Source organism: uncultured Porphyromonas sp. (assembly GCF_938046015.1).
Classification (GTDB): Bacteria; Bacteroidota; Bacteroidia; order Bacteroidales; family Porphyromonadaceae; genus Porphyromonas.
In genome coordinates, this window is sequence record NZ_CALIXW010000035.1 from 52,349 (window position 1) to 65,898 (window position 13,550).

Here is a 13,550-nt window from a genome sequence, read left to right on the forward strand (position 1 = left end):
TTGCGGTGGGGGACTAGAGGAGTCCTTGGGCTCGGGCTACCTCTAAGGTATCTCTGAGGCCTTCCTCGAGGTCGTAGCGCGGCCGCCAGCCGAGGGCGATGAGCGGGGAGGGATCGCAGCGCCAGTTGCGCTGGGCGAGGATCGGGTACTTATCTCTATTGAGTGGCGTGACCTTCCCGCTGAGCCGCGCCCAGAGCGAGCCGAGCTGACAGACGCCCCACAGCAGCGGTAGCGGGACGCGTAGGTGCAGCACGCGGCGGCGCCCCAGCAGGCGCTGGACGAGCCGCCCGTACTCTATATCCGTATAGGTAGCGCCGTCGGAGACGATGTAGCGCTCGCCCTCAGCCTCGGGCCGAGAGAGGACGTGCAGCGCGGCACGAGCCACATCGGCGCCGTGGACGAAGGTCAGGTACTGCGTCTGACAGCCCGCCATAGCGTTGATGCCGCCAGCGATCCCGCGCAGCGACATTAGGTAGTCCTTATCCCCTGGGCCGTAGACGCCCGTAGGCAGGAGGATGGTGAAGGGGAGGCCCGACTGCTCGGTGTAGTGCTCCGCCAGGCACTTGCTGCGGCCGTAGCGCGTCGTCGGGCGCTGCGGATCGTCGGCGCGCAGTGGGGTATCGTCGCGGTGGATGTCGCCGTAGCTGCTGAGGCTACTCATCAGGACGAAGCGCTCAGGCGGCTGCGGCAGGTCGATGAGGGCCGACAGCAGGCGTAGCGTGTGCTCGGCATTGACCTCCTGGAACTCCTCGAGTCGCGCCGTCTTAGTGATGCCCGCGTTGTGGATGACGTAGTGCCATAGGGGCTCGCCGGGATACTGGGCGCTGAGGACATGGAAGGCCGAGCGCATCTGCTCGGCATCGTAGTAGTTGACTTCCACGTAGCGTATGCCCTCACGCTCGAGGCGCTCCAGCTGGGCGCCAGCGCGTACGGCTACCCAGAGCTCGTAGCCAGCTGCCCGAGCCTCGCGCAGCATGTGGCTGCCGATGAAGCCCGAGGAGCCCGTGATCAGTAGGCGGGGTGTGGTGCTCATGGTCTAGCTGGATCGCGTGGGTAGCGTCTAGGCGCGGGCTAGAAGACGGAGAAGTGCACGTAGCGCTTGGGATTCTCCTTGAGGTCGCGCATCAGGCGGTCGGCATTGTTCACCAGGCTATCCAGACGGTTGTAGAGGCTGGGGTCACTGAGCAGGAGCCCTGCCGTGTTGTCCTTGCTGCGGAGCTGTGCCGTGACCTGCTGCAGCTGGCGCGTCGTCTCGTTGAGATGCTGCATCATGGAGTCGAGCTTGAGCTGGGTGAGCTGTGCGCTGAAGGCGTTGAGGTTGCCCGTCATGCCATGCACGTTATCCATCACGGGCTTGAGGCTCTGGCTGGATTGGTTGAGGGCAGCCATCATCGCATGCAGCTGCATAGAGGATCCCTTGAGGGCCAGCAGCACGCTGTCGATACTCTTGTCGTGTAGCAGGGTGTCCAGGCGAACGAGGGTCTGCGTGATGGTGGGCATCATGTTGTTGACCGCGGGGAGGATCTGCTCGGTCGCGACTGAGAGCAGGTCGCCAGCGGGGGAGACGCTGGGGATGGTGTCGCCGTCGGAGAGGGCACGTGCGTCCTGGCCGTTGATGGTAAGGATGAGCTCCGAGCCGCTCAGCGGGTTCATCTTGATCTTGACGATACTCGTGGGGCTGACGCGTATGTGGGGATCGAGCGCTAGCTCGACGGTCGCGCCGTAGCCTCGGTTGTAGTCGAAGCGCACGTCACGCACCGAGCCGACCTTGAAGCCACTGACGATAACGGGTGTGGCGACGGTGACGCTGTTGAGGTTGTCGAAGTGCGCGTAGTAGGTCGTGGTCTTCTTGAAGATCTCGATCCCCTTGAGGTAGTTGATCCCGATGTAGCCGAGGACGAGGGCTAGGACGGTGAGGAGACCTATCTGTACTTCTTTCTTGAACTTCATATAGAGCGGGCTGAGCAGTAGTGATGAATCGGATGAATGGGAGTGAGGGGGCTAGCGCAGGCGCTGTGAGCCCTTGTAGGGGACGATGTAGGCATCCTGGTAGGCCTTAGGTAGCGCTTTGATCTGAGCTTGGGCTTCGGCCTTGGTCTTGCAGGCGGGTAGTAGGTAGATATAAGCCTTACCCGCCTGCTGTCGTTCGATGGGCTGGGGGAGGCGGCGGAAGCGCGCGTCCTTGGTGTCGATCTTCTCGGGGGAGGAGAGGAACTGCACGCGGTAGTGTAGCCCTTCGGTGAGCTTGGTCTCGGGTTGCTGCTTGAAGGCCTCCTTGACCTTCGTGGCGACGCTGGAGTTGGCTGAGGAGCTGGAGCTGCTGCGCTCGCTACGTGTGGGGCTCGAGCTGCTGGACTTGGCGGGGCTAGCCGTGATGCTGTCGGCCGTGTTCTCGACCTGAGCACTGGGCTCGGCCTCGGGCTCGGGGGCGGTCGTCGCGCTGTCGCGTCGGGTACTGCGGGGGCTGGCCTTGCCGCGCCAGGCGGCGTAGTAGCTGGAGAAGGCTCCCGCTATGGAGCTGGCGAGTTCCTCCTGACCCTGGGTGGAGAGCATGTAGGCGGCCTCGCTGGCGTTGGAGAGGAAGCCGATCTCGGTAAGCACGCTGGGCATAGCGGACTGACTGAGTACCCAGAGGATGTCCTGACGTACGCCGCGGCTGTAGCGGCCTGAGCGGTGGTAGTGACGCTGTATGTGGTTCGCCAGGTCAATACTCTTGTTGAAGTAGGCGTCCTGCATGAGGTCAAACATGATGTAGCTCTCCGTCGAGGTCGGGTCGAAGCCTCGGTAGGTCGTCTTATAGTCGCTCTCCAGGAGCATGGCCTTGTTCTCGCGCATCGCTACGCTGAGGTTGTTGGCCAGCTTGGCAACGCCGAGGACGTAGGTCTCGGTGCCGTAGACGCTCTTGGACGGGGCGCTATTGACGTGGATGCTGAGCATCATCGAGGCCTTGTTGCGGTTGGCGAAGTCCGCACGCTCCTGCAGCCCGACGAAGACGTCGGTACGGCGCGTGTAGAGGACGCGTACCTCGGGGTGCGAGGCCTGGATCTTCGCCCCGACGAGCTTGGCCACGGCGAGCGTGATGTCCTTCTCCTTACCTCCATTGCCTACGGTACCCGAGTCCTTACCCCCGTGTCCTGCATCCAGGACGACGGTGAATAGGCGCTGCGCCTCCACCCACTGGGGGCAGAGCAGACCGAGGAGGAGGATGAAGAGCCCCATACGGAGCGTGTGCGATGCTGACCTAGAGCGAGGACACATAGCTGAGCTATACCTGGTGATGACGATGGGTGCTATCGTAGACGCGTCCAGAGGGCTCGCGCGCAGGATAGCTTATATATATATTACAATGCAACAAAGATACGGCTTTTCCCAAAGGGAAGACGTGCCCAGAGCTCAGGTGACAGCCCGTACTGGAGGAATTTAGTTCAAGGGGTGAGCTCCTACCCTGCCTTCGGTGGCTCCCCCACGGCCTCTTAGGGGTGGGCGAAGCTCCTCATAAGGCACGCCGCTCGTCCCCCTAGGCTCGGGCGGTCGGCACTGCCGTCCCTGAGCCGCGCGACTGATAGCAGTCGGCGCCGTGACGGATAGCTCGGAAGGTGTGCTTGCTTACCTTACTCAGCTCGCTGAGCGCCTGCTATAAAGGACTTCGCCCCTGCCTCCCTCGACGAAGGGAGACAGGGGCGAAGCTATTTAGGGGGCTTGAGGCAGCGGGCTAGCGCTCTTCAGCAGCGAGGAGCTCGCTACACAGCTGGTAGCCCTTGATCATCATGCGGGGGATGTGGAAGGGCCCCTTGAAGAGGTTGCCCTTGGCGGGCTGCGCCACCGAGCCATCGCGGTGCAGGTAGCCGTACCACTCGCCGTACTCGTGGTCGGGCAGGTGGGCGTACATCCAGTCGCTGATCTGTCGGTGCATCTTCAGGTAGCGCTCCTCGCCCGTCATCTGATAGGCGTAGAGCGTGGCGATGACGGCCTCGGTCTGTGGCCACCAGAACTTCATGTCCTGCGCATAGTCCTGACAGGGCAGGCCCTTGCAGTCACGGAAGTTGATGATCCCACCGTAGAGCTCGTCCCAGCCCCAGTCCCAGGACCAGTCTAGGATCTTGCAGCCGAGCTCGATGAGGTGCTTGTCACCACCGCGGTACTTAGCCTCCTCGAGGATGAACCAAGCCGTCTCGATGCAGTGCCCTGGGTTGATGAGGCGACCGCTGAGGCTGTCGATGAACTCCCCATTGGGGCCGACCATCTCCAGCAGCGCCTTGTACTCGGGGTGGAGGAAGTAGCGCTCCAGCTTGTCCAGCGACTCGGCGATCTGCGCGTCCAGCACAGGGTCGGGTAGAGCCTCACGGATACGGCTAGCCGTGTTGATCAGGATCATCACGATGGAGTGACCCTGCGCCTGCAGCTCCTCGGTGTACTTAGGCTCGAGGATGCCGGGCGTGGTGAGGAAGCGCTGGATGTCCTTGAAGAGCTGGACGGCCTTCTCTGCATAGCGCTTGTCTCCCGAGGCTATGGCGTACTCGCTGAAGGCGATGGCAGCGAAGCTCTCACTGAAGACATAGCGGCGTCTGCGCAGGCCGCGGCCGTCCTCCGTCACCTCGAAGAACATACGCCCATCCGTGTCGAAGCAGTGGCGCTCGATGAACTCGATGGTCGTGCGTGCGGCCTCGAGCCACTCGGGGCGCTGCTCGATCTGATTGTAGGCGAAGGAGGCGACGAAGGCGAAGCGACCTTGGAACCATACGCTCTTGGTCGTGTCCATGAGCGTACCGTCACGATCTACGCAGGTGTAGATGCCGCCGTGCTTGCGGTCGAGACCGTGCTGGAGCCAGAAGGGGAGGATATTCTCCACCAGGTCCTCACGGTAGCGGTCACGCGTGGCCCGGAGGTAGTTGCTGATCTGTCCCACGTGACGCTAGAGCTTGTTGCCCTTGTTGAAGAAGTCGATCGCCTCGAGCTCTGCCTTGATCTGTGCCTCCTCCTCGTCGGTGATGTTGCGGAAGGGCGTGCGGTTGCCCCCGAGGTCGAGGCCCATGAGCTTCATGATGCGCTTGCCGGCGACGATATTGCCGCGGTAGCGCGCGATGACGTTGATGACGTCCTGATTGTAGTTCTGCAGCTCACGTGCCTGCTTGAGGTCACCTGCGCGGAAGGCCTCGATGACGCCTACCAGCACATTACCGCAGTAGTTGGCCGTACCGCTGATACCGCCCTGTACGTCGCAGGCAGCGAGCCCTGCCAGCAGCGTCTCGTCGAGGCCGTGGAGCAGGTCGTACTTCCCGTCCTTGTAGAGCTTGCACTGGTTGAACTCATAGAGGTTCTCATTGGTGAACTTGATCCCTGCGAAGTTGGGGATACGGCCGTCGACCGCCTGCAGGAAGTCTGTCATCGGTAGGTAGGCACCGTTGAAGACAGGGATATGGTAGTAGTAGAAGGGGAGGTCAGGAGCACCCGAAGCGATCTCTTCGCAGTACTTGACGAGCTCCTCGATGCGGCCGACCTTGGGGAAGGGCGAGGCCATGGAGCCGATCCCCCAGGCACCGATCTTCTGGGCGTGCTGTGCCAGACGATGTGCCGAGCGGACGCTGGTGCTGCCCACGTGGACGATGACCTTGAAGTCCTTGGGTGCTACCTCGACCCACTTCTCCGCTAGGAGCATACGCTCCTCATCGCTGAGCATGTAGCCCTCACCCGATGAGCCGTTGATGAAGACGCCCTTGAGGCCATTGCGGTGCAGCATCTCTGCGTAGCGAGCGATAGGCTCGAGATTGACGTCGCCGTTCTTGTCGAAGGGCGTGAAGGGGGCTACGAGCAGCCCTTGGATATGTGCCATTGCTGTATATAATAATGTAGTTACGGTCTGTCGGTAGTAGGGTGGGGAGTCCCCCGCCTGTCTGCGCTACCCACAGCCAGGGGCAAAGGTAAGAATATTCTCGAATGCGAAGACGCCCGACGAACCCATCGGTTCGTCGGGCGTCCTGGTTAGCTGTGGAGCCTTGTCCTTAGGCCTCCTTGACGCGCCCTACGTAGGATCCGTCACGCGTGTCGATGGTGATCAGCTCGCCCTCAGTGATGAAGAGGGGCACGCGTACCTCAGCACCCGTCTCGACGGTAGCAGGCTTGAGCGTGTTGGTCGCCGTATCGCCCTTGAGGCCGGGCTCGGTGTAGGTGACGCGCAGCGTGACGTGGGCGGGCAGCTCGCAGGTCAGTACGGTCTCCGTAGCAGCATGTACCATAGCCTCTACCATGTCGCCGTCCTTGAGGAACTGTACGCCGTCGATGACTGCCTCGGGGATGGTGATCTGCTCGAAGGTCTCAGGGTGCATGAAGTTCAGTCCCATCTCGTCCTTGTAGAGGTACTGGTAAGGGCGGCGCTCGATGCGAACCTCCTCGACCTTGACCCCGCTATTCCAGGTCTTGTCGATGACGCGACCCGTAGCGATGTTCTTGAGCTTGGAGCGAACGAAGGCAGGACCCTTCCCAGGCTTGACGTGGAGGAACTCGACGATGAAGTAGTACTGCCCGTCGATGTCGAGGCACATACCGTTGCGGAAATCTGCTGTAGTAGCCATAGATATATATTAAGTTGTTGTTTACTTCTGCGCTACAAAAATAGGCAAAATCGTCCAGCCAGCCCCGAGCCGCGCCCTCGGCTCGGACGCAGCGCCTCCTCGCCTCCTCTAGGAGCCCTGCCCTGCCTGGGGCTGGAGTCCAGGGGCAAAGCTACTCCGCTGAAGCCGAGGCTCAAGGGGGAGGGAGCGTGAGGGATATCCGTCAGCTCCGTGAGGGATGTCAGTCAGGCGCGCGAGGGACGTCAGTCAGCCTCTCGAGGGATATCCCTCAGAGCGCTGGCAGAGGGCCGTCGGCGCGCTTAGCCTCTGCCTTAGCTGCGCTTATGAGGGGCTAAGGGCTTCGCCTTGAGGGCCTCGCCGAGCAGTATAGCGGAGGACTTTACTCAGCTGTGAGCTAAGTCGCTAGGCGCTCCCCGCCCTTCTAGGGACGGATCTTGAGCTTGTGGGGCTTGCTTTCCTGCCAGAAGCGGTTGAGCGCCGTGACGAGGAACTGATGCTCTCCGTCCAGCAGCTCGTCGATCGTCAGGCGATAGCGATTGCTACGCGAGATCTGACGGATGTAGCGGGGATCCTTGGTGCTGACCTTCGTCCCGCGGGGGAAGGCGTAGACGACATAGAGGTAGGGGCTCTCGGGATCGTCCTTCTGATGGCTATCCTCCCAGCAGAGGCTGAAGCCCTCTCGATCGTCCTCCAGCCAGATGCGGCTGGGGGCAGCGGGCGCCTTCGTCTTGCCCAGCACGCCACGCTGTACGGGCAGGAGCGCTGGGTAGCGCTGGTAGCTGGTGGCGAGGCTGTCGCCGATGCCGCCCACATTGCGCAGGAGGTCATCGGCAGGCCACCATACATTGCCCTGGGCGTAGTGGCGGCTCAGCTGGAGCTTCTCCCTGAGCTGGCGCCCCTCCATGGTGCGCCCTACGTGCTGCCCGATGTAGAGCTGGGTCGTACGGGGCAGCTGCTCGGCCCACCAGGGGACGAGGACGTCGTAGTCGGCGACCTTGTGCCCGCGATTCCAGTAGACCTGCGGCACGACGTAGTCCACCCAGCCCTCGTGCGCCCAGTAGAGGACGTCGGCCGAGAGGTCGTCGTAGGACTGTAGGCCCGCCGTCTGGCTACCCTCGGGGGCGGTACTGGCATTGCGGTAGATGCCGAAGGGGCTTACCCCGAAGCGCATCCAAGGGCGGAGCTCGAGGAGCGTCTCGCGGGTGGCGCGGATCAGCTCGTTGACCTTATCTCTGCGCCAGCGGGCCTTCTCGCCGCGGGCGTAGCCCTTGCCGAGGCCGTAGGCACGGAAGGTCTCCTCGTCCTGCAGCTCCTCTCCCGCCTTGGGATAGGGGTAGAAGTAGTCGTCGAAGTGCAGGCCATCGAGGTCGTAGCGCGTCACTAGGTCCTTGACGACGCTCGTGATGTAGGGGATGCTCTGCGGGTGTCCGGGGTTCATCAGGAGCTGCCCGCCGTAGCGTATGAAGAGCTCGGGATAGCGGCGTGCGGGGTGGGTCGGCGCTAGTTCGGCCGAGGCATTGGAGGCTCCGCGATAGGGATTGATCCAGGCGTGGAGCTCCATGCCGCGCTCGTGGCAAGCCTCGAGGACGAGCTCCAGCGGGTCCCAGGGCTCCTCGGGAGCTTGTCCTTGGCGCCCCGTCAGGTACTTGCTCCAGGGCTCTAGGGCGCTGGGGTACCAGGCATCGCCCTCGGCGCGCACCTGGAAGAAGATGGCGTTGCAGCCGAGCTGGTGCAGGGTCTCGACGCGCTGCAGTAGGAGGTCAGCCGCGTCGTAGGGACTGAGCTGGGCGTATTCGCTTCTGTAGATCGTCGGGAGCCAAGCAGCACGCAGCTCACGCTTGAGCGGCTGGCGCGGATCGGGCAGCTCCGTGCCACGCCCGCGGCTAAGGCTGCAGGAGGACAGGAGGACAAGCGTCAGGAAGAGGGCGGGCAGGAGGTGCCGCGCCTCGGCGTAGCGTCGGTGCATTAGCTGAGGTGTAGGTGCTGATAGACGTAGATGATCCACTCGACGAAGGCCAGGAAGGGCAGGACGAAGAGCAGACTATCGATGCGGTCGAGGATACCGCCGTGCCCAGGGATCACCTTGCCCGAGTCCTTGACGCCCGCCTTACGCTTGAGCATCGACTCGAAGAGGTCGCCCCAGGTGGCTGCCACCGAGATTACAGCGCCGTAGACGAGGCCGAGGAGGCTCCCCTCCATGAGGAAGTAGGAGACGAGGACGGTGGCGATGAAGCCGCCGACGAAGCCCTCCCAGCTCTTGTTCGGCGAGAGGCTGGGGAAGAGCTTGTGCCGTCCCAGCTGCGATCCCGCCAGGTAGGCGCCCGAGTCATTGACCCAGATGGCGATGAAGGCAAGGAAGAGCAGGCTGTAGCCGCTGCTCATCTGCGTGCCGTGCAGCAGGTGGGCGATGCTGAGGAAGCCGCCCGTGTAGATCTGCCCGAAGACGACCTTCGCCAGGTCGCCTGGCATGAGCTCGCGCTCGCTGTAGAGGCTGCGCACCAGCGTGTAGAGGAGGTACGCAGCGTAGGGCAGCAGGTAGATCGTCGCCCCGAGGCCCTCGGTGGCGATGCACTGCGTCGCCCAGAAGAGGTAGACCGCAGCTACGGCGTCGGTGATGCGGCGCAGGGGGTAGATACGGTGTGTCGAGACGAGGTTGGAGAACTCCCAGTTCGCCAGGAAGACGAGGACGCCGAAGACGGCCAGGTAGAGCGAGGTGCTCCCCAGGAGGAGGGCAGCCAGGATAAGGGCTGCGTAGAGGGCGCCGAAGATGGCGCGCGTGGCTAGGTTGCTCATAGGTCTATATAGAGGCTGAGGGCTTATACATCGCTAGGGGCGGGAGGGTTGGTCTCCGTTGGGGCCCCTGGCTGAGCTACCGTGGCGTCTGGGGCGGGGCTGGCAGCAGGAGCCTCGGGGGCTGCTGCAGACTCGGCTCCGTCCTTGGACTGCTCGGCCGCGCTCTCGGCATTGAGGCGCATCAGCTCATCGGCACGGCTCTCCCAGGCGCGCTTACCGAAGATGTGCTCGACGTCCTCGGTGTAGATGACCTCACGCTCCAGCAGCAGCTGCGCGAGAGCCTCGAGGCCAGCGCGATGGGCGAGGATGGTGGCCTTAGCTCGGTCGTACTCCTCCTGGACGATGCGGCTGGCCTCCTGGTCGATGAGCTCGGCCGTCTTGTCGCTGTAGGGCTTGGTGAGGCCATAGCCGTCGCTCTGCATGTCGTAGTAGTTGAGGTTCGGCAGGCGCTCACTCATGCCGTAGTAGGCTACCATAGCATAGGCGATCTTGGTCGTATGCTCGAGGTCGTTGGCCGCGCCCGTAGAGATGCGCCCGAGGAGCAGCTCCTCGGCGGCGCGCCCTGCCAGAGTGGCGCATATCTGATCCCGTAGGGCCTGGGTCGTGGTGATCTGTCGCTCCTCGGGGAGGTACCAGGCGGCGCCGAGGGCCTTACCTCGGGGGACGATGGTGACCTTGACCAGTGGGTTGGCATAGCGCAGGTGCCAGCTGACGGTGGCGTGCCCTGCCTCGTGCAGGGCGATGCTGCGGCGCTCCTCCTCGGTGGTAATCTTGTTCTTCTTCTCCAGCCCGCCGACGACGCGGTCGATGGCATTCATGAAGTCCTCACGGGAGACGAAGTCCTTACCCGCACGGGCAGCGATGAGGGCGGCCTCATTACAGATATTGGCGATGTCCGCCCCCGAGAAGCCGGGGGTGCGACGAGCCAGCAGCTCGATGTCCACGGTCTCATCGATCTTCAGCGGACGTAGGTGGACGAGGAAGATCTCCTTGCGGTCGTTGACGTCCGGTAGGTCTACGTAGATCTGTCGGTCGAAGCGTCCCGCACGCAGCAGCGCGGGGTCGAGGATCTCGGCGCGGTTGGTGGCCGCCAGGATGATGATACCGCTATTGGTGCCGAAGCCGTCCATCTCGGTCAGCAGCTGGTTGAGCGTGTTCTCCCGCTCATCGTTGCCGCCGAGGCTGTTCTTCTGGCCGCGGGCGCGTCCGATGGCGTCGATCTCGTCGATGAAGATGATGCAGGGGGCCTTCTGCTTGGCCGTCTCGAAGAGGTCACGCACACGGCTGGCCCCGACGCCGACGAACATCTCGACGAAGTCCGAGCCTGCGAGGGAGAAGAAGGGCACGTGTGCCTCGCCCGCCACAGCCTTAGCTAGCAGCGTCTTCCCCGTCCCTGGAGGGCCGACTAGCAGGGCTCCCTTGGGGATCTTACCCCCGAGCTGGGTGTACTTGGCAGGGTTCTTGAGGAAGTGGACGATCTCCTCGACCTCCTCCTTGGCCTCGTGCAGGCCGGCGACGTCCTTGAAGGTCACCGAGGCGGTATCCTTGTCGAAGAGGCGTGCCTTGCTCTTGCCGATGCTCAGCGCACCGCCCATGCCGCCGCCCATAGCACTGGACTGGCGGCGCAGCATGATGATCCAGAAGCCAATGATGATGACCAGCGGGAGGAAGTTCAGCACGAGGCTCAGCAGTCCCGAGCGGCTTTCCTTATACTGCACGCGTGCGCGTATGGCCTGCTCCTCGTAGAACTTGTCGAAGCGGTCGACGCTCGGAATCTCGGTCTCTATGCTGCGCGTGCGCTCGGGCTGGACACGACCGAAGATGGGGCTCTTGCCTACGCTGTAGAGGCTGTCGGACTGGCTGGGGCGCAGCATCCCCACAGCGGTGTGCTCGCCTCGATCGACGATGATCTTGCTGAAGGACTCCTGCTTGGCTAGGCGCTGGAACTCGTCCCAGCTCACGCTCTTGGTCTCGCCCGAGCCGCCGTCCCATAGGAAGAGCGCGCCGAGGACCCCGAGGATGATGGCGTAGATCCAAAGCTCCTTACCGAAGAGGCTAAAGCCTCGGCGTGGCTTGTTTGGCTTACTTGATTCTATCATGTTTATTCGTTGTTTGCTATCTGCACGGCTATCCTGGCGCGGACAGCACTAGATGTAAAGGTAACAAAAAACATGCCATCCCGGTTGCCCCTGTCAGCTCTGAGGCTGCTGGGTGAGCCTTCGGGGGCTCACATCCTGCGTCCTCGGCGGGCACCCTGTGCCGCCCTTAGCTGCCTCTGCGAGCGCTGTGGGGCGGGGCCCTCGACGAGCAGCGCGTGCGCGGAGCCCTTGCTGGGGCTAGGCTGACCGATATCCCTGGGGCAGCTGACTGATACCCATCGCGCGGCTGAGGGATACCCCTCGGCTAGGCTAAGGGATATCCGTCAGCGCTCTGAGGGATATCCGTGATGAAGGTGAGGGGGAAGGGGGGACGGAGCCACCGCGCGCTCGCCGCGAGGAAGCCCCCTAGGACGAGCGGGCTGGCCCGTCCCGTGTACGCGGATATTGTCGTACTTTTGTGTAGACCCAGCTTAGGGCTGGGCGATCAAGACAGTAATGAAAGAAGAACCCATTATATTAGGTATAGAGAGCTCCTGCGACGACACCTCGGCGGCCGTGCTTCGCGGTCGTCAGCTGCTGAGCAATGTCATCGCCTCACAGGCCGTACATGCGGCCTACGGCGGCGTCGTACCCGAGCTCGCCTCCCGTGCCCACGAGCAGAACATCGTCCCCGTCGTCAGCGAGGCGATACGTCGCGCGGGCATTCGCCCCGATGAGCTCGATGCCATCGCCTTCACCCGCGGCCCCGGACTGCTGGGCTCGCTGCTGGTGGGGACCAACTTTGCCAAGGGGCTCAGCCTCTCCCTCGGTATCCCCATGGTCGAGGTTAACCACCTGCATGCCCACGTGCTGGCGCACTTCATCGAGGAGGAGGGCGAGGAGCATCGTAGCCCCAGCTTCCCCTTCCTCTGCCTCCTGGTCTCGGGGGGCAACTCGCAGATCATCCTCGTGCGCTCGGCCTCCGATATGGAGATCATCGGGCAGACTATAGACGATGCGGCGGGTGAGGCCTTCGACAAGTGTGCCAAGGTCATGGGCCTAGGCTACCCCGGAGGCCCCGTCGTCAATCGCCTGGCGAATGAGGGCGACCCCAAGGCCTTTGCCTTCAGCAAGCCTAACATCCCGGGCTATGACTATAGCTTCAGCGGGCTCAAGACCTCCTTCCTCTACACGCTGAGGGATGCGCTCGCGGAGAACCCCAACTTCATCGAGGAGCGTAAGGCCGACCTCTGCGCCTCGCTCCAGGCCACCGTCATCGATATCTTGATGAAGAAACTACGTGCCGCAGCCAAGGACCTCGGCATACGCCAGGTCGCCGTCGCCGGGGGCGTCTCGGCCAATACGGGGCTGCGTGCTGCCTTCGAGGATCATGCCCGCCGCTACGGCTGGGAGATCTTCATCCCGAAGTTCGCCTACACCACAGACAATGCTGCGATGGTGGCGATGAACGGGTACTTCAGCTACCTAGAGGGCAAGCGTACGGAGCTCGATGCCGTGCCCTTCGCCCGCGTGACCATGTAGCCGCTCCAGGGGTGGCTACCTTACAGCTAAAGAGACTACAACTATGGGACAGGAATCCGTGCTCCAGAGACTCCGTGAGGAGCTGGAGCGTCAGCAGCTGACCGTCGCCACGGGTGAGAGCTGCACGCTAGGTCGCGTAGCCGCTAGCCTCGGCGCCCCCGCAGGGGCCTCGGGTTGGCTACGTGGAGGCATCCTCGCCTATCATCCCGAGCTCAAGGTCAGCCTCCTTGGGGTGCCCGAGCGCCTGATCGCTGAGCGCCATGTCGTCAGTGAGGAGGTCGCCCGCGCTATGGCCCGCGGCGCTGCCGAGCGCCTCGGCGCCGACCTCGGGCTCGGTACTACGGGGCTGGCAGGCCCCACAGGTGCCGACGAGACCCACCCCGTAGGGATGATCTGCCTCGGTGCCTGGCTACGGCGCCCCAAGGGCTCCCCGCGTGAGGTCTCGCTCTGCCTCCACCTAGACGGCGATCGCACCGCCAATATCGAGGCCGCCGTAGAGGCGATGCACCAGCTCGCCTACAGCCTCATCACCTCCGACACGTCCGACGCGACGATCTACTACTAATAT

The 13,550-nt window shown here is 63.1% G+C and carries 11 protein-coding genes; 2 read left to right on the forward strand and 9 right to left on the reverse strand.

Features of this window, described 5'->3' with window-relative positions:
• Positions 1–13 precede the first annotated feature (13 nt).
• The 9 genes from Q0248_RS03645 to ftsH form a co-directional block, all read right to left on the reverse strand.
• Positions 14–1,033: an NAD(P)-dependent oxidoreductase gene (locus tag Q0248_RS03645; RefSeq protein WP_299319837.1), complete on the reverse strand. Its 1,020-nt coding sequence runs from the start codon at positions 1,031–1,033 to the stop codon at positions 14–16.
• Positions 1,034–1,071: 38 nt separating this feature from the next.
• A complete protein-coding gene (locus Q0248_RS03650; RefSeq protein WP_299319838.1) occupies positions 1,072–1,950 on the reverse strand; it encodes an MlaD family protein in 879 nt (292 codons plus the stop codon).
• 51 nt (positions 1,951–2,001) lie between these two features.
• Complete coding sequence (locus Q0248_RS03655) at positions 2,002–3,219, reverse strand: N-acetylmuramoyl-L-alanine amidase (protein WP_299319839.1); 1,218 nt, start codon at positions 3,217–3,219, stop codon at positions 2,002–2,004.
• 493 nt (positions 3,220–3,712) lie between these two features.
• The gene (locus tag Q0248_RS03660) at positions 3,713–4,906 is read right to left on the reverse strand and encodes an AGE family epimerase/isomerase (RefSeq protein WP_299319840.1); all 1,194 of its coding nucleotides are present in this window, start codon (positions 4,904–4,906) and stop codon (positions 3,713–3,715) included.
• Positions 4,907–4,912: 6 nt separating this feature from the next.
• Positions 4,913–5,830 carry a dihydrodipicolinate synthase family protein gene (locus Q0248_RS03665; RefSeq protein ID WP_299319841.1) on the reverse strand — a complete coding sequence of 306 codons (918 nt, stop codon included), beginning with the start codon at positions 5,828–5,830 and terminating at the stop codon, positions 4,913–4,915.
• 169 nt (positions 5,831–5,999) lie between these two features.
• Positions 6,000–6,569: an elongation factor P gene (gene efp, locus Q0248_RS03670; protein WP_211788311.1), complete on the reverse strand. Its 570-nt coding sequence runs from the start codon at positions 6,567–6,569 to the stop codon at positions 6,000–6,002.
• 421 nt (positions 6,570–6,990) lie between these two features.
• Complete coding sequence (locus Q0248_RS03675) at positions 6,991–8,535, reverse strand: family 10 glycosylhydrolase (RefSeq protein WP_299319843.1); 1,545 nt, start codon at positions 8,533–8,535, stop codon at positions 6,991–6,993.
• Complete coding sequence (locus Q0248_RS03680; protein WP_299319845.1) at positions 8,535–9,362, reverse strand: phosphatidate cytidylyltransferase; 828 nt, start codon at positions 9,360–9,362, stop codon at positions 8,535–8,537. Before Q0248_RS03680 ends, Q0248_RS03675 begins: the two co-directional genes overlap by 1 nt.
• A 23-nt stretch (positions 9,363–9,385) precedes the next feature.
• On the reverse strand, positions 9,386–11,461 hold the full coding sequence (gene ftsH / locus Q0248_RS03685) for an ATP-dependent zinc metalloprotease FtsH (protein ID WP_299319846.1): 2,076 nt from the start codon (positions 11,459–11,461) through the stop codon (positions 9,386–9,388).
• Positions 11,462–11,956: 495 nt separating this feature from the next.
• On the opposite strand from ftsH, the gene tsaD reads away from it, so the two are divergent.
• Positions 11,957–12,982 carry a tRNA (adenosine(37)-N6)-threonylcarbamoyltransferase complex transferase subunit TsaD gene (gene tsaD, locus Q0248_RS03690; protein WP_299319848.1) on the forward strand — a complete coding sequence of 342 codons (1,026 nt, stop codon included), beginning with the start codon at positions 11,957–11,959 and terminating at the stop codon, positions 12,980–12,982.
• Positions 12,983–13,025: 43 nt separating this feature from the next.
• On the forward strand, positions 13,026–13,547 hold the full coding sequence (locus tag Q0248_RS03695) for a CinA family protein (RefSeq protein ID WP_211788306.1): 522 nt from the start codon (positions 13,026–13,028) through the stop codon (positions 13,545–13,547).
• Positions 13,548–13,550: the final 3 nt, after the last annotated feature.